10 protein-coding genes are annotated in these 17,884 nt (G+C 49.6%); all 10 read left to right on the forward strand.

Going from position 1 to position 17,884, the window contains the following annotated elements; translation table 11 throughout:
* Positions 1 to 17: 17 nt before the first annotated feature.
* The 10 genes from H7C19_RS35805 (at position 18) to H7C19_RS28470 (ending at position 17,287) form a co-directional block, all read left to right on the forward strand.
* A complete protein-coding gene (locus H7C19_RS35805) occupies positions 18 to 155 on the forward strand; it encodes a glycosyl hydrolase-related protein (RefSeq protein ID WP_376775454.1) in 138 nt (45 codons plus the stop codon).
* Positions 156 to 501: 346 nt separating this feature from the next.
* Positions 502 to 1,434, forward strand: coding sequence for an AraC family transcriptional regulator (locus H7C19_RS28430; RefSeq protein WP_185672479.1), 933 nt, complete (start codon positions 502 to 504; stop codon positions 1,432 to 1,434).
* Between the two features lie 105 nt (positions 1,435 to 1,539).
* Positions 1,540 to 2,820, forward strand: coding sequence for a DUF455 family protein (locus tag H7C19_RS35565; protein ID WP_185672480.1), 1,281 nt, complete (start codon positions 1,540 to 1,542; stop codon positions 2,818 to 2,820).
* Between the two features lie 137 nt (positions 2,821 to 2,957).
* Complete coding sequence (locus H7C19_RS28440) at positions 2,958 to 4,151, forward strand: GntR family transcriptional regulator (RefSeq protein ID WP_185672481.1); 1,194 nt, start codon at positions 2,958 to 2,960, stop codon at positions 4,149 to 4,151.
* Positions 4,152 to 4,322: 171 nt separating this feature from the next.
* Positions 4,323 to 5,225 (forward strand): carbohydrate ABC transporter permease, encoded by a 903-nt coding sequence (locus H7C19_RS28445; RefSeq protein ID WP_185672482.1) that lies wholly within the window; start codon positions 4,323 to 4,325, stop codon positions 5,223 to 5,225.
* Positions 5,226 to 5,236: 11 nt separating this feature from the next.
* Positions 5,237 to 6,136, forward strand: coding sequence for a carbohydrate ABC transporter permease (locus H7C19_RS28450; RefSeq protein ID WP_185672483.1), 900 nt, complete (start codon positions 5,237 to 5,239; stop codon positions 6,134 to 6,136).
* Positions 6,137 to 6,264: 128 nt separating this feature from the next.
* Positions 6,265 to 7,656, forward strand: a complete 1,392-nt coding sequence (locus H7C19_RS28455; RefSeq protein WP_185672484.1) for an extracellular solute-binding protein — start codon at positions 6,265 to 6,267, stop codon at positions 7,654 to 7,656.
* Between the two features lie 131 nt (positions 7,657 to 7,787).
* Positions 7,788 to 11,720, forward strand: a complete 3,933-nt coding sequence (locus H7C19_RS28460) for a malectin domain-containing carbohydrate-binding protein (RefSeq protein WP_185672485.1) — start codon at positions 7,788 to 7,790, stop codon at positions 11,718 to 11,720.
* Positions 11,721 to 11,765: 45 nt separating this feature from the next.
* On the forward strand, positions 11,766 to 14,429 hold the full coding sequence (locus H7C19_RS28465; RefSeq protein ID WP_185672486.1) for an alpha-mannosidase: 2,664 nt from the start codon (positions 11,766 to 11,768) through the stop codon (positions 14,427 to 14,429).
* Positions 14,430 to 14,497: 68 nt separating this feature from the next.
* Positions 14,498 to 17,287, forward strand: coding sequence for an alpha-mannosidase (locus tag H7C19_RS28470; protein WP_221469533.1), 2,790 nt, complete (start codon positions 14,498 to 14,500; stop codon positions 17,285 to 17,287).
* Positions 17,288 to 17,884 lie beyond the last annotated feature (597 nt).

Raw genomic sequence — 17,884 nt, forward strand, 5'->3', positions numbered from 1 at the left:
TCCGATTCGATGCCCATCTGGAGCTTCAATCCGTCGAGGAAGTGAATCTGATGGAGCGGGAAGCGATGAAGATCGTACACGAACGCAATACGTTTGAGGTTCCTATCAAACCTTATGAAATCAAATCGTTTCGCATTCGGTTTGACTCCATTTAACTTTACTGCATGGCATGAATCCCTAACCAATCGGTTTGGGGATTCATGATTGTGTGTGCCTAGCCAAGTTGTTGATGACCTTAAAGTATCGGATGTCAACCCGCAACCTACGCCGTCGTTCCGGCGCCGAATCAAGCAGGAGCAGCGAGGATGACGATGAACATAACGCCGGCAACGCGTTCGTGAACGCGTGAAGCAGAAGGAACGACATCTTCGCAAAACCCCCATGAGGGGGTTTTTACGATTTTGCGTGTCGTTTCAGCTGTTCTTATACGTGTTTCCGATTGTAAAATGAAAGTGCTGAACGTGAACGACAGGGCAGATCTCCTTGGGAAGGAGCAAACTCATGAAGTCGAAATATGATAAGCACGATGTAATCAAGCTTGAAGGCCCGAGGAACAAAACAGCCTGTTACTGGCCTGAGGAGATACGTTTTGAACTCCCTTTTCCAGTTTATTATGATAGATTTTTGTATATAAGCAAATTTTGGTATGAAAAGTGGTATACCCCAACTCAATTTCACGATCATTTCGAGTTATGTTATGTCTGTGAGGGGGAAGGTTGGTTTATCCTCGAAGGTATGATGTTTCCGGTAAAAAAAGGAGACATATTTGTTACCAAGCCTGGCGAGATACATTGCGGAGGTGCTGTGGTCAATGTGCCATTTCTTGTTTATGCGGTTGGTTTTCGGTTCGAACAGATGGCGGAGTTGGAAAAAGAATATTATAAGCTGAGTATTCAACGGATTTCCAACGATTCGGATGAAGTTGTAAGACCGTATCTGGATAATATTATGAATGAAATAGAAGCGGGCTCAGCGTATGCACACCTTATGGTTCGATCCTATATGAGTGCGATGCTGACGATCATTTTTCGAATTTATGAAAGACATCATGGATTAACTAAAGAGAAGACGAAGTCGTTGACACCAGAGATGATGCACGTTCTAAATTTAGTTCATATGGACATGAATTTTATGGGGAAGATTGATCAGATCGCAAATAGGGTGAACATGAGCAGGTCGAATCTCGACAGAGAGTTTAAAAGTCAAATGGGAGTTGCACTTGGAGAGTATGTCCGGGGTGTGTGGGTGGAAAGAGCAAAACAGTTGCTAAGACAGTCCAGTGAATCCATTACATCGATCGCTGAAAAGTTGCATTTTGACTCCGTCCAAGCTTTTTCTATGTTTTTTAAACGTCAACTTGGATTGTCGCCACAAGCGTTTAAGCGGCGAATCAATGTTGATGAAATGCAAGTCTCAGACAAGTTGAAATCCTGATGAAAAACGTGAAATACTGTATGAAATTCAGTAAAGCTCCTTTACATTCTTGACCTTATACTAAAGGTGAAATTCATATCTCATGTGGTAAAGGAGTTTGATCCAGTGATTGCTTATTTTAGCTCTGAAGAAGCATTAAAAAAATTGAAGTTGTTTTTTTCTTTGGAATTCGATTTGATCCGTCATACGATTGGTTATTGTCCTCGCATCCCGCGATATCTCGACAAATGTCAATTCGTTCGGCATGTCTATGAGGATTTAAAGCGAAGCCGCATGCTCCGAGAAAGAATTCAGGATTTCGGACTCGCACAACCAGAGAAGCAATTAAACGAAGCATGGACGAACTTGGTTCGCCATCTGATGAGCGCGGCGGATGTCGACTTGTTTATCGCAGCATTTTACCGCGTTGTAAAGGTAGAGCAAGTTGCGGCTTACAGAAGTTATATTCAGAATGCGCTTCGTTTGAATGACGCTCCGTCGGTGGAAGTTTTCGAAGATCATCTCCCGGCGATGGAGAGGCAGCTTGCTTGGGGAAAACAGTTCGTGGAAGCGGGAAGCATTTCGGCTGACAAAGAACGCGAAGTTATCAAGTTCGAAATTGAAATTCGTGAACATATTGCAAGGTTGGGGAATTTATATGGAGGCAGCTCACAGGAAAACGTCAACATAGAAACGGAATACCCGGATTATGCGGTGCCTGCCGAGATGGAACTGGAGCCCAGGTTTATATGGAGAAGCGCTGAACGAATTTACGATTCTGTGAATCAAAGTGAGGAGCATCCGACGCACCACTCCTACACTCATTTTACAGAGTTGCCAATTATCGATTTAGTAGCAAACATCGTTTATGACGGTAAACATATGCCGTTTGAATATCTTGCAGATTTTATTCGCCAAGCCTGGGATGAAGCACGACACTCGCAAATGGGGTTTTCACGTCTGCGATCCATGGGAGTTGACCCGTATCAAGTTCCAATTCCTGTTGGACATTACAAAGCGTATACTTCAGTACCGCTACTTGAAAGAATTGCAGCCTTGACGCAGGTTGGAGAGGCTTGTTCGTTCGTACCTAAAAAACAATGGACGAAAATGGCTATTGAGCACAACGATCTGCTTACCGCACTCGAACATGACTATGATATCGTTGATGAGAAAAACCACGTTAAATTTGGTGTTAAATGGATTAATGAGTTGATCAAGAAAAATAATGAAACCCGTAATTTTAAGCAGATTGTTCAAGATGCTGAATGGAAGGTCAGAACGGGAGTAAACGAACTAAAGAAGGAGAAAGGAGAGAAATGGCAAGCTGATCTTGGACCACGCTTTGAGGGTTGCCATGTCAGCAATTCTCCGTTAAATCTCGCACCGAATATTATTATTGCATAAGCTTGCACAAAGGAGTCCCGAATAGCATTGGTGCAGAACCGTTGGAGAACGTACTGTTCTCCGACGGTTCTTTCAATTTGCAATCTTAAAATTTAAGTATATAATGATCTTAATATATTAGGATGGAGAGGCTTGATATGCCAGGAAAGAAACCTTTATACCAAAGTATTGTCGATCATTTTATACAGCAAATTGAGGGAGGGCAATTGGTTCCAGGCAGCAAGCTGCCATCCGAAAAAGAACTGATGGATTTTTTTGGCGTGAGCAGAATAACGGTGATCAAGGCTCTGGATGAATTGTCTCATTCCAGCCATATATACCGGGTGAAGGGAAAGGGAAGCTTCGTCTCCGAAAACAGCAAGAACGATGTTCGAATCGACGGCTCTTCGGCAAATGGCGCGCTTGAAGACGCTTCGATGAAGATTTTCTCGGTCGTGCTTCCGTATAGCGAGCAAATCGGATATGAAATATTGCGTGGCGCGGAAAAAGAATTTGAAAAAATCGGCGGCTATGTTACGACTCACAACTCCGAGTACAAGCCTGATCGTGAACGGGAAATCATTCAAAAATTAAGGGCGGACAAGGTTAGAGGCATCATTATCTATCCGTGCTCCAGTGAACATAATATTGATTTATTCGGCGATATGCTGATTGATGGATTTCCTTTTGTCATGATCGACCGCGATATCAAGGAACTCCACACCCCTCACGTTTATTCTAATAACTTTCAGGGGAGCTATGATATTGTCTCTTATTTGATCGGATTGGGGCATCGCCATATTGCTTTTGTCTGTTCCAGATTACGGGAGGTTACTTCGATTTTCATGCGATACAGAGGGTATTGCATGGCCCAAATTGATGCCGGCATTACGCTCCAACCCGAATTGCTGATCAGCGACTTGATTTCCTCTGACGATCCAGCCGAAAATAATCCATCGGAATACCCGGAACCGCACTTTTTGGCGGCATCACGGGTGATAGAGCGTTTAATGTCGCTGAAGCAACCGCCTACCGCTATTGTGGCCGATAACGATTACTCGGCTATGTTTCTCATGAAAGCAGCGATGAAAATGGGCATCAGCATTCCGTCCCAGTTGTCGATTACCGGCTTCGACAACCTTCCCTTTAGCAATCATATGGATGTACCTTTAACGACAGTGGAACAATCATTCACCAAGATGGGCGAGATGGCCGCACGGATGTTGATTGAGCGGGAGGGGGGCCTTCAGACCGAATCCAATGAAGTGATACTAAAAACGAGTATCGTCATTCGAGAATCAACCGCAGCACCAAGGTCCGAAAAAATATATTGGCCCGCCCACAGCGAATGACATAATATATTATGTTTGATCGATTTTATTTTTTTTTTTTTGATTTTTTAAGTGACAGCGCATACATTTTGCCCTATAATGAGTAAATGTAGATACATGATATGTCATGTGAGATGTGATGAGGCCTTTTACTCAAACATAATATGTTAAATAAACATCTTGGGGGGAATTATGAAATCAATCGTGCAAAAGTCCAAATATGGAGCATCTCAACGTCGAATTCGAAATATCGAGGCATGGGCCTCGGTAGGACCCGTTATGGTCTACATGTTCATATTTTCTTTATTACCGGTGATGTTTGTTATCTATCTTAGCTTTACGGAATGGAATGGAATCATTGGCTTACCGCAGTGGGTTGGACTTAAAAATTTCGTAAACTTCTTTTCATCCAGCCAATATTTAAAGGTTTTGTGGCAAACGGTTTATATCGGCGGCATCGGGCTGATTCTTGGGATGACGCTCCCCTTCCTGCTGGCGCTGCTGTTAAACCTGAAAATTCGGGGACAAAGCGCGTATCGGACGGTTTGGTATATTCCCGTAGTGACTTCGTTTGCCGTCATGTCGCAAATTGTCATCGTTTTCCTTAATCCGATGGATGGTTCACTAAACAATTTTCTGTTGAGTATCGGTTTGCAGCGGGTCGATTGGCAACTTAGCACGTTCTGGATGGTCTTTTGGATTACGATTTTCGGCCAATGGAAAGGAATAGGGGGCGGTGCGCTGCTGTTCCTGGCGGGGCTTCAATCCGTCGATCCGTCCGTGTACGAAGCAGCCAAGATAGACGGAGCGGGGAGATGGCGGCGCATGGTGTCGATCACCGTACCGCTGATGAAGCCAATGTGGGCATTCGTATTTGTAATGGGGATCAACGGAATGTTTCAGGTTTTCGAGCCCATTTATTTTATTACGCAAGGTGGACCGAAAGGTACGACGACTGTTATCGTTTACCAATTGTGGAAGGACGCCTTCGTGAACTTTCAGATGGGAATGGCGAGCGTTGGATCTGTCGTTATTTTATTGATTGTAATGGCTTGTACAATGGTCAGCTTGAAGTTATCCAAATCGATTTATTAGGTGGTGATCGTATGCACAAGAGCGCTTTGATCAGGGGAACCGCGCATGTGATCTTATTTGCAGGCGGGCTTATGATGCTGTATCCGCTGCTGTATGCTTTATTTGGCGCCATGATGGATCCCTTCGAGTATTTAAGATCCTCAAGCTTGATACCAATTCCATCTCACTTGAATTTTTACAAATTTGCAGAGATGTTAACCTATAAAGATTTCCCCTATTGGATTCGCAATACGTTGTTCAGGATTACCTGGTATCTGGTCTTCATGGTCGTGACATCGGTCGTGCTCGGCTATTTTTTCGCCAAAGGAACGTTTGTCGGCAGAAAAGTGTGTTTCTACTTCATCTTGTCCACGATGATGATTCCATCCATTACAGCCATGATCCCTTCCTACGTGATGTATGCAAGATGGCCTTGGACTGGCGGTAATGATGTTTTTTTCGGTGGACACGGCCTGTTGAATTCATGGGGGGTCTTGCTCCTGCCCGGTCTCGTTTCCGTCATGTCGTTGTTCCTGACCAAGCAAATGTATGACACGCTTCCCGGCGAATATGAAGAATCGGCTCGTATGGACGGAGCAAGCACGTACCGCATCATTTTTCAAATCTACGCGCCTATGTTGAAGCCGGTACTTGCCGTGATTCTGATTACCGATTTCAATGGCATTTGGAACGATTTCATGACGAATTTGATCTATACCGACAATCCAGGCCGCAATTTAACGACGATTTCTTACGGCATGACGAAATTGCCGAAACTGCTGAGCAATATTAAACTGCAAGAAAATTTCGTAAGCGATTACCCGGGGATATTTGCTGCTGCATTTATGATTGTATTACCGACAATCGCGGTCTATCTGTTGGTTCAGCGCCATATTGTCCAAGGGCTGGCGATGTCGGGGCTGAAAGGATAAGGATAGAGACTACCGATTGGGGAGGTGAGGCTAGGAGAGGGAAGGTTAGAAGCGGAATCATCGGACAGGATATGCACAGGGCATGAGGGGATCATTACAGCTTGTATAATAGGGAGGTTTCATTTGACATGAAGAGATTGAAAAAAACGATGATTTTTTTTATGCTCGCCGGGTTGTTGTTGACTGCGTGCAATAATTCGTCCTCATCCTCTAATGAATCAGATGCACCGAGCGCTTCATCCGGTGCGACTGACAAAACTGCCGAAAGCGGGAAAGAACAGAAGGATGTTACGCTTGTCGTATGGGTCGGCGGCATGAACTCGAGTGAAGAGATTGAGGCGGATAAAGAAAAGAAAGAAAAGGAAGGCAAAAAGATAGAAGGTCAAGTGGCGGCTACATATAATTTGATTGCCGCGTTTGAGAAAGAACATCCCGGCGTGAAGCTGAAATTCGAAAATCATGGATGGGGCGAAGAATTGACCCAGAACGTTCAGAGGGCGGTTCTGGGCGGCACAGCTCCCGATGTTGTCGCGGGAGAGTCACAGGTGTCTGAGTTTACAAAACTAGGCGCATATAAGGCCCTTAACATTGACGATATGAAGGATGACATTATTCCGGGTACGATCAAAGCGGCGACTAAGAATGGCAAAGTGTATGGCTTGCCTTTGAAGTCGGGAACATTCGCGCTTCAATACAATCGGGATGTGCTGAGAAAAGCGGGCTACGACCCGGATAAGGATATTCCGACGACTTGGGATGAATTGCTGAAGATGTCCGAGGAGATCACCAAGAAGGGCAATGGAGAATACTACGGCTTTATGATTGAACCCTCTGCAGGAACGGGAAGCATGTTCCGCTTCCATCCTTGGCTCCAGCAATTGGGCAGCGATTTCGGGACGTCTGAAGGAGATGTGTTATTTAATACGCCGGAAGCGTTGAAGGTATACGAGTTTCAACGCAACCTGTCGCTGACATCGCCGCCGGGAGCCGCAGCGATGACGGATGAAGGGCAAATCCTATCGGCATTGCATAGCGGAAAAGTAGCGTTCCAGATCGACGGTCCGTGGCAAATCGATTGGGCCAAGGGCGATAAGTGCGATTGCGGCTACGCCAGAATGCCTGTGCCGGAGGCTGGGAAAACCGGGAATTCGATTATCGGCAACCCGATCTACTCGGTGCTTCGGGATAGCAAGAATCCCGATCTAGCGGAAGCGTTCGTCAAATTTATTGCGTCTCCGGAAGGTCAAGCGATCCAAATGAGGGAAATGGCCATTTTGCCGGTTAACAAAAAAGCGGTAGACCTGGTGCCGGATTATTTTACGCGGTATCCCGAGATGAAGGCGTTCTACGACGAACTCGAGCAATCAGTCAACTTGTCGCCGCTTCCAGAGTTCAAGAAAAATTCTTCCCAGATCATCGACATCTGGACGATATTGAAGACACTTGTGTTCGACCCGAAACAGGATATCAAGAAAGCTGCGGATCAGTCTCAGAAAAATGCTGAGGATCAATTGAAATAAGGAAAGGCATTCGGCGTGAGAAAAAAGGGGGGATGTTAACGTACTAACAATATCCCCCAATTAGGGGATCAGGAGATCAAGTGCCAGTTTGAAAAGTGTTCAATGGTTATTAGAACAGGGAGGCTAATCTGATGACTAGAAAGCTTTTCCGGTTTCTTATGGCTTTGATCTTGATCTTGGCGTTGATAGCCCCCGCCATGGACTCCGCGTCGGAAGCGGAGGCGGCAAGTCTCGGATCGACGATTTATGTGTTTGATCTCGATCAATACCGCGATACGGCGGACCGTACCGATTGGTACGACATGGAGTTGTTTGTCAGTACATTGCAAGGTATCGTCAACCAACAAGGCCCGAGGCTGTATATTCGCAACCATAAGTTTGGCGCTCCTTTCGGAGATGTGGCCACCTCTGAGTACAATAGCATCAATACTTATTGGTTGGACAAGTTTACACAGCGGGGGCAATGGTTGAGCGAAGCGACGGTTACGACGCTTTCAACGATTGAAGACCTTGTCTCTACATTCAATAGCACCATCAACGGTTTAATCCTATGGGATCCGAAAGTGGATGCAACCGTTAACGTGGCCACGACGATGGCCGGTTACGAAGGCGCTCCCATTGTAATGGCCGGCGGTAGTTTGTATAACCGATTGACAAGCTCGCCGAACAATTTGGCTGTGAAAACCGGCTGCTCCTGCAACCTGACGACAGCCAACGGAGGGGGACCTTTTACAGGGGCCAATGCGAAGACGGACGCTTATATGTGGGCGAAAACCAATTATTTAGATACGGGCAAAGTAAATGCTGGCTTGCTTGGCTTTATTGAGGACGGGTTTGTCCGTCAACCGGGATCGATCAATCCGCAAAGTTTCGCCGTGGAGCGCGATTACCTCGTGAAAAATAAAGGGTTTGCCTTCGACTTGTCTCCCTGGGGGATTCAAACGGTCGATGGCAATGAGAGACCGAGCGACGCGCCTGACCAAGGAACAGGTACGACCAATACGACGATTTCAAGAGACAGGGAAGTATTGTTATCCATTCTGCAATCCTCCTATTCGATTTGGGGTCAATATTGGCCGATCGAAATGACCGGCTTCATTCCCTGGTGGGATAAATATTCTTCTGTCGGCAACAGGGGTTCGCACGATCCGGTGTCCGGTGAATGGAAGAGTGTCGAGGAATTTTCCAAATACAACGTCCACATTTCCAGCGCGATCGACACGCTTGGGTATGGGAACGCTTCTTTCCATTCCTGGGCGCCGATCGGCACCGGGTTGAAAAATCCGCCGCAATCGCCTGCTAGACCCGCGCTCGGCACGAATAAGACATATGTGCTGTTTTACATGGGCGATTATGATGGGGGGATGCTCCATCAATCATTTCCCTATATATGGGAAGATAAGGGGAGGGGCAAATATCCGTTAGCGTGGGGCGTCGTGCCGAACATGATCCGCGACTATCCGGACATCGCCCAGTACATGTACGATACGGCGACGCCTAACGATTACTTCTATGCCGGCTCTTCCGGAGCGGGATACGCGAATCCGGGCCTGCTTCCGAGTCTGGACAATTGGACACCCTGGAGCGAACTGCTCTATAAGCGGGCCGGAATGACGATGTCGGGATTCATCAATAATGGAAACGGAGGGGTACTAAGCAATGCCGCTGAGCAATCCTATTCCAGGTACAGCGCGGATGGCATTACGGTTTATTCGACGACGGGCACTCCTGCCGTTCGCAACGGCAACATGGCAGTGATTACGAATACTGTGGGAGTGGACAGATATGACTTGAACGCGGCGGCAACGACCGTTTACAACGCAACTTCAGCATTAACGAATCCGGGGGGACAGAATAACTTTCTTACGATTCGTTCATCTTTTGCAAGTCCGTCCTTCATCAATGACTTATATGAAAAAATGCGGGCAGATCACCCGTCGTGGAATTATGAAGCGGTGGATCCTTACAGCTTCTATAGCTTGATCAGGCAAGCTACCACTTCCAATGCCAATGACGGTATCGTCCTGTCTGTCGATATGCCCGATCAAATGGTCGCAGGTAATGACTATGATGTCAGTGTAACACTTCGAAATGTTGGAAGTACAACCTGGACGATGGGCTCTAACGATCGGTTCGGCGCCAGTACGAGCAATCAATTCATCTGGAAAAACTTGAACGGCGGCTATTCCATCGACGCAAAGAATCAACGAGTATTTCTATCCCCAGGAGAAAGCATCGCACCGCAAGGCACGAAGAAGTTTACGTTTACGATAACGGCTCCGGCGACAACGGGAACGTATACGTTCAGCGGGCAGATGGTACGCGACGGGGCTGCCTGGATGGGAACTCCATATACGAGATCTATTCCGGTCGTGGCGGCGTCAGGAGATCAGGCTATCGTCACTTCCGTCTCCGTGCCAATCGAATTGGCCGAGGGTACAACCGGAGCGGTAAGCGTAACTGTAAAAAATGTCGGTAGCACTACTTGGACAGCAGCAGGCAATTACCGATTGGGATCAATTCCGGCATACGATTTAGATTTTAAAAAAACGATTGTAAACAGCATCATATGGACCGGATCTTCCGGCTGGGGATTCAGCAATTCCGAAACGAATCAACGGGCTTATTTGGCCGCTGGAGATTCCATTGCTCCCGGTTCCAGCAAGACGTTCGTCTTCAGCGTGCAAGCGCCGGCCAAACGAGGAAAATATGTATTTTCCGGACGCATGGTAAAGGATGGGACGGCCTGGTTCGGTCCGACGTTCGAGAGAGAGATTACAGTCGTACCTTCCGTTCGCGCCGGATTGGATGCGGCTCTGGTAAACAGTGCTGCAGTACCCGTCTATATGCCTGCCGGCTCGACCCGACGGGTGACACTCTCTTTCAAAAATGTCGGAACGGAAACTTGGACACGTACGGGGAATTACAGGCTGGGCGCAGCGGCGACCAATGAATTTACATTCAGCAATTTCAAAGACGGCGGCAGCAGCGCCTCATCCACCAATCAGCGCGTTTATTTGAATGCAGGGGACTCCATTGTTCCTGAAGGGGTAAAGTCCTTTACTTTCGATATAACGGCTCCGGCTGCAGCGGGGCTACACACTTTCTCGGTCGATCTGATTCACGAAGGAGCAGGTTGGGCAAATCAAACCGTTTTCTTCAACGTGAACGTCACAAATGTTGTGAACGATGCGGTATTCACAAGCAATAATATTCCGATGCAAATGGCCGTGGGTTCCCAGCATGCCGTGGAAGTCGAACTTATGAATACAGGTTCGGGGGTATGGACTTCTTCGGCGAATTACCGACTCGGCACACAAACGGACAATGATTTTGACATCGTGAAATTCAATGACGGCGGATATAGCTCCGGTGTTGCAGATCAGCGCATCTACTTGAACAACAACGACTCTGTTAAGCAAGGCGTCAAAAAAATGTTCAAGTTTACCGTCCAGGCTCCGACGGTGCCGGGAACCTATAATCTGGTGCTGCGTATGGTGCAGGATGGCGTAACCTGGTTTGGCAACACGAAAACCGTTTCGATCCAAGTGGTGAGCCCGAAAGTATACAGGGTGAATGCGGGAGGCAGCGGATTCACCGATGCCGGCGGGCGAGCATGGGCGGCGGATCAGGCATATTCATCCGTGCAAGGTTACGGATATACCGGAACGACTGCGGCAGGCTCCACGGCAAATACAGTTACGGTTGTCGATAGTGACAATGACGAGTTCCCTACGACACTGTTTCAAAGCGAAAGACATGGCGGTTCGTTCGGTTACCAGTTTGACGTGCCGAACGGCACGTACCGGGTTCGGCTTGCGTTCGCAGAGCTTGCCAAGACGCAATCCTATCAACGCCAGTTTTCTTTGCAGGCCGAAGGGAACGACATCTTGTCCGGTTACGACATCTACAAGATGGTGTACGACCGCATCGCCGGCGGACAATATCGGGGTCAGCGCTTTGAATTTACGGTCGATGTGGCGGACGGGCAGTTAAATCTGGATTTTAGCGGGCAAACAGGCGACGCGCAGGTGAACGGTATTGAGGTAGAACGTCTCTATTAACAAAGAGAAAAGAGATAAGATCAAATCGATAGGAGCGAGTCGCGGTTGGAGAACAAGACGGTTCACATTATTTCTCATTCCCATTGGGATCGCGAGTGGTACATGCCATTCGAAAAGTTTCGCATGAGGCTGGTTCAGCTGATGGACCGGGTGTTGGAGCTGCTGGAAACCGAGGGCAACGGGTTCGAGTTTTTCCATATGGATGGACACGTGATCCCGATTGACGATTATTTGGAAATTCGGCCCGATCAGGAATCCAGGATCCGTAAGCTGGTGGAAGCCGGCAAATTGTTCGTCGGTCCGTGGTATGTGTTGCAAGATGCCTTTCTGACGAGCGGCGAGGCGCAAGTTCGCAACTTGCAAATCGGCTTGCGGCGGGCTGAACAGCTCGGAGGGGCTGCGAAAATCGGTTACTACCCGGATACGTTCGGCAATATCTCGCAGACCGCGCAGCTGCTGCGCGGGTTTGCGATCGATACGGCGGTATTCGGGCGGGGGATCAACGCCATCGCGGAAAACAATACGGTCGATGCCGATTCGATCGACCGTTATCCGTCCGAATTATGGTGGGAATCGCCGGACGGCTCCAAAGTTTTATCCGTGTTTCTAGCGAACTGGTATCATAACGGAATGGAATTGCCGACGGACCCCGATGCGGCAAGGGAACGGGCCAAAGTGGTGCTGGAGAACGTCGAGCGGGCGGCAACGACGCAACACCTATTATTGATGAATGGCTGTGATCACGAGCCGGTACAGGCGGATATCGGTCAAGCCATCGACGTCCTCAATCGCATCCTGCCCGACTATACGTTTGTTCACAGCCATTTTCCGAATTATTTCGCCTCGCTTCGGAATGATCCGGCGAATTGGCCGACGGTTTCAGGCGAGTTGATTGGCGAATATACGACGGGTTTGGGAACGCTCGTCAATACCGCGTCCGCGAGGATGTATCTGAAGCAATGGAACGTCCGACTTCAGACGGAATTGGAACGGTGGGTTGAACCGTATACGGCCATCGCTCATTTACTCGGCGATCCCTATCCTGAAGCTTTCATCCGTCACGCATGGAAGCTGCTGCTGCAAAATCATCCGCACGATTCCATCTGCGGATGCAGCATTGACGAAGTGCATGAGGAAATGGTTACCCGTTACCGTAAGGCCAGGCAAATCGCCGAAACGCTAAGCAGTAAAGCTTTGGAGTCGATTGCAACGGCTGTTGACACCGCGTCACTGCTTACTTCTGCCGAATCGGAAGGCGTGGAAGGCCATGCGGTTCCGGTTGTCGTGTTTAATCCGCTCGGTTGGGAACGAAGCGAATGGGTCACGGTGGAGGTGGATGCCGGAGAGGAATTTCAAACCGACCGTTGGGTGCTGCTCGACTGCAAAGGGGAATCCGTTCCGTATGACTGCGAGGATCACGGCTGGGTGCACGGTTTTACGCTGCCCGACGACAAGTTCCGCGTTAAATGGAAAAAACGGCGGTACATCCTGCGCTTCTTCGCCAGGAACGTACCCGCGGTAGGCCATCAGTCGTTTATCTGGATGGAAAAGGCGGCTATGCCGGCTCCCGAATTCCCGCTACTAAAGCTGCCAATCTGCACGGTCTCCGACAGTTCGGCCTTGATGGAAAATGCCTATTTACGAGTCGAAGTAGAAGGAGACGGCCAAGTTCGGCTAACGGACAAAGAGACAGGCAGGGTGTTCAAGGATTTGCTCATCCTCGAGGATACGGGAGACATTGGAGACGAATATATGTATACCGCCGCACAAGGAGCGGAGCCGATCACAACGGCCGGTCGCCCGGCGAGGCTGGAAAATGTATCGACCAACTTTGCCGCATCCGTTCGCCTGGAGCATATCCTCGAGCTTCCTGTGGCGCGCGAAGCGTCGACGCGGTCAAGTCAGAAGAAAAAGCAGAAAATCGAAATCCTATTAAGCCTGGGAACGGAAGCGCGCAGCGTTGACGTGGAGGTTAGCCTAGATAATCAAATTAAGGATCACAGGCTGCGGGTATTGTTCTCGAGCGATCTCCGTACGGACAGCGTCTATGCGGACGCACCGTTCGACGTGGTGAAGCGGAGAATCGAACCGTGGAGCGGATGGACGAACCCGGCGCGCAACGAACGGATGCAATCCTTCTTCGATTTAAGCGACGGATCGGGCGGGCTCGCGATTGCTACGGAAGGCTTGCCGGAATACGAAGTGCTGCGGGACGGCCGAAACACGATGGCGCTGACGCTGCTGCGCTGCGTCGGCGAACTGGGCGACTGGAATTACTTCCCGACTCCCGGCGCGCAATGCATCGGGCCTTTCTCCGCCCGTTTCGCCATTGTGCCTCACCGGGGAGACTATCGTTACGCGGTGCGTGAAGCTAGTCAGTTCAATGCGCCTATGCGCGCGGTGACGACTTCGGTTCATGGAGGAAGCTTGGCGACCGAGCTGTCGTGGGCGGCCATCGAAGGCGATCCTTCCGTTCAACTCACCGCGCTGAAAAAAGCCGATTCCGGCAATGGTGTGACACTTCGGCTCGTAAACTTGGGTATGGAGGAGCAGGTTGTTCGCATGAGCGGAGAACTCTTCAGACGAAGCCGCGAAACGCATGAGACAAGCCTAGACGAACAAATTATCGGACCTATGGAGCAGGAAGAAGCAGCGGTTTGCCTGACGCTGACTCCTAAAAAAATCGCCACCCTGATGACGGAGCAATAATTCTTTAGCTGGAGTAGCCCGGATTCTCGAGTATTCGCATAAAAGGAGAGAACGACATGCATTCGCTTGTGCCCAAATTACAGCAACTGAACAAACATAAAGCTTCCGGCTATTGGCCGGAAAGGATCCTGACCCAGCTCGAATATGGTTACCGGTTGTCCAAAGTTAACGAAGGGCGCTTCAATTCACTGCTGGAAGAGGCCGTCGATTATTTGACCGACCGGGCTTCCGAAGAGGGCGTCATTACGCGAAGCGCCGCCGTTCAGGCGGAAGCCATGATTTCCAGTCTCTCGCCGGAGGCCAAGAAGTTTAGGATGCTGTGCGTGGGCCATGCCCACATCGATATGAACTGGATGTGGGGATGGGATGAGACCGTTCAAATTACGCTTGATACGTTCCGGACGGTGCTGGAGTTACTGAAAGAATATCCGGCTTTCAAGTTCTCTCAGTCACAGGCGGCGATTTACCTCATTGTCGAGGAATATGCACCCGAGATGCTGCAGGAGATCAAAGAAAGAGTCAAGGAAGGGCGATGGGAAGTTACGGCGTCGCACTGGGTGGAAGCCGACAAAAACATGCCGAACGGCGAAAGCTTGTCGCGCCATCTGCTCTATACGCGCCGTTATTTATCCAAGCTGCTAGATATCGAGCCGGAATCGTTGAATATCGATTTCGAGCCGGATACTTTCGGACATAGCGCGAACGTTCCGGAAATATTGGCGGATGGCGGAGTCCGGTACTATTACCATTGCCGCGGCTATGAAGGCCACAATATCTATCGCTGGGTTGCGCCTTCGGGCAAGTCCGTGATCGCGTACCGCGAGCCGACCTGGTACAACAACTATATCGAGTACGGGTCGGGGCTGTACGTGCCCGAGTTCTGCGCGAAACACAACATGACGACCATGCTCAGGGTGTATGGAGTCGGAGATCACGGCGGCGGTCCGACGCGACGCGATATCGAACGTCTGCTCGATATGGCGACGTGGCCGGTCTATCCGACCGTCGAATTCGGCACGTATGCGCAATTTTTTGCCCTTGTCGAACAAATCGCCGATGAGCTTCCGGTTGTGGATAATGAGCTGAACTTCGTGTTCAGCGGCTGCTACACCTCGCAAAGCAGAATCAAGCTGGCCAACCGGACTTCGGAGGCGGCGCTTTACGAAGCCGAAGCGCTCGGAGCGATTGCCCATTTCCAAACCAACGCGGCTTATCCGGTCAATCGATTCGGGGAAGCTTGGCGGAACGTGCTGTTTAATCAATTTCACGACATTTTGCCGGGTTCCGGCGTGATCGAGACGCGAGAGCATGCGCTGGGGCAGTTTCAAAACACGATGGCGACGGCCAATTCAGCGCGTCATCGGGCGCTTCGGGCGATATCCGCCGAAATTGACACGTCGCGGTACATCAGCGACGAGCCGATTGCCGACTCGATTTCGGATGGCGCCGGCGTCGGCTACGGCAGCAAGGATTTCAAGGTCACTCAAGTTGGCCGAGGCAGCGGTGACATGCGTATTTTCCATGTTTATAACACGACGTCGACTGAACGGGAGGAGGTTGTCGAATTCGTGCTGTGGGACTGGAACGGCAATATCTCGCAAGTTGTATTCGAAGATGATAAAGGCTGCGTGACAGACCATCAGATTATCGATCAAGGGTTCCATCAATACTGGTCCCACCATTTCATGCGAGCACTCGTCAAGGTGCGAGTTCCAGCCTTCGGCTACAGTACCTATGTCATGAAAACGAAAGTACAGGAAGAACCGCTTCATTTCCAAATCGAGCCCCGAGTAGAGAAGGTGGAAGAGTTCTTTCTTGAAAATGAGCGGATCCGGGTGGCGTTCGATCCTGTCAATGCTTCGATTCGATCGTTCATTAACAAAGAGAGCGGTGAGGAATTGATCGACCCTAACCGTCCTTCCGGGATTTTCCGGTTCGTACAGGAAGACTACAACAAAGGGATGACGTCCTGGATCGTCGGCCGTTACATGGATATTCAATGCGCGCACCAACAGGTCAAGCTGACGAAGCGGTATGACGGTTCCGGCGTGCGCCAGGCGATTCGTTACGAAATGTTGTTCGGCGCATCGAAGCTTGCGGCCGAAGTATCGCTCGATGCGGGCAGCAGTATGCTGGGTTTCGAAGTCGAATGCGACTGGCAGGAAATCGGCAAGATGGGGCAGGGTATTCCGCAGCTTCATTTCCATCTGCCGTTCGCTTACGATTGCGATGAATACGTCTATGATATTCCGTTTGGCACCGTTGTTCGGAAGGCAAGGGGGCAGGATGTCCCCGCGAACGGCTGGGCGTTGGGGCGGCGCAAGACGGGAAGCGGCCGATCGTTCATGCTGCTTGTCGGCGCCAAGCACGGCTTCCGCGGCACGGACAACTCGCTTAACGTCACGTTGCTCCGCAGCTCGTACGATCCGGATCCGCACCCGGAGCTGGGCATTCATCGCTTCCGGTTCGCAGTCGCGCTGGTCGGCTCCGAATCGAACAGCGAGCTCATTGATTTAGGCCAGAAGTTTCTTCATCCGCTGCATGTCGTAGCGGACAAAGCCCACGAGGGCAGATTGCCTACAACGTACAGCATGGCTGGACCGATATCCGGCGGAGTCGCTGTCTCCGCGATCAAGCTGGCGGAAGACGGAAGCGGGGATTGGATCATACGGTTTTATGAGACAGAAGGGAAGAAGACGGAGGCAGGTATGCGGCTTCCTGGTGCTCCGCGGCAAGCGCGGCTCGTCGATTTGCATGAGGAAGCGCTTCCGGATGCGCCTGCCGTCCGTATCGACGGCGATCAGGTGACCGTCTCGATGGCCGCGAACACGATTGCAAACATCAGGCTGACTTTTTAATATTGCAGCTTATTCTAGCAAGGGGGTACATTGGTGCTTCACGATAACATGTGACGGCACGCAAAATGGAGGCGCGAATCCGGAGCTAGAGCGCTTCCGCTACAACACCATGCGATATTTCTCCGCCGATACGAAAGTGATCCCCGAGGCGAACGAAGGCTTTAAGATTTGGTTGGCCTGAGGAAAGGACGTGGCAGGAAACTTTTACGTCAATGTTCCATGACTCTCATTCCCGTTTCGAGCAATACCAACAACATGGCATGATCTCGAACCGAGATTTGGTAGTTTTACGCAATTGTTGATGCCTTCAATGACAGGTTCCTGATCTGCTTCTTCTGGCAGAGCAGGAACCTTTTTTGTGATCTAAAATATTTAGACTGCTGCCCTTTACGAAACTAGTTATATTGCAGTGTCTGAGCTCTTCATTACCCCGTTGAGACGTTTGTGAAAATTAAAAATTCAACTTATATAGATATTGAAATTTTCGAGTCAAGCCGCGTTTTCCTCACTGTTGGGTAGTCAAAAGGCAAATGATGATCGCATAGAAGAGGACTGGGCATGAAAAGATCAGTTAATTAAACAGATTTCAAATGGCCC

This window comes from Cohnella nanjingensis (assembly GCF_014212125.1).
GTDB lineage: Bacteria > Bacillota > Bacilli > Paenibacillales > Paenibacillaceae > Cohnella > Cohnella nanjingensis.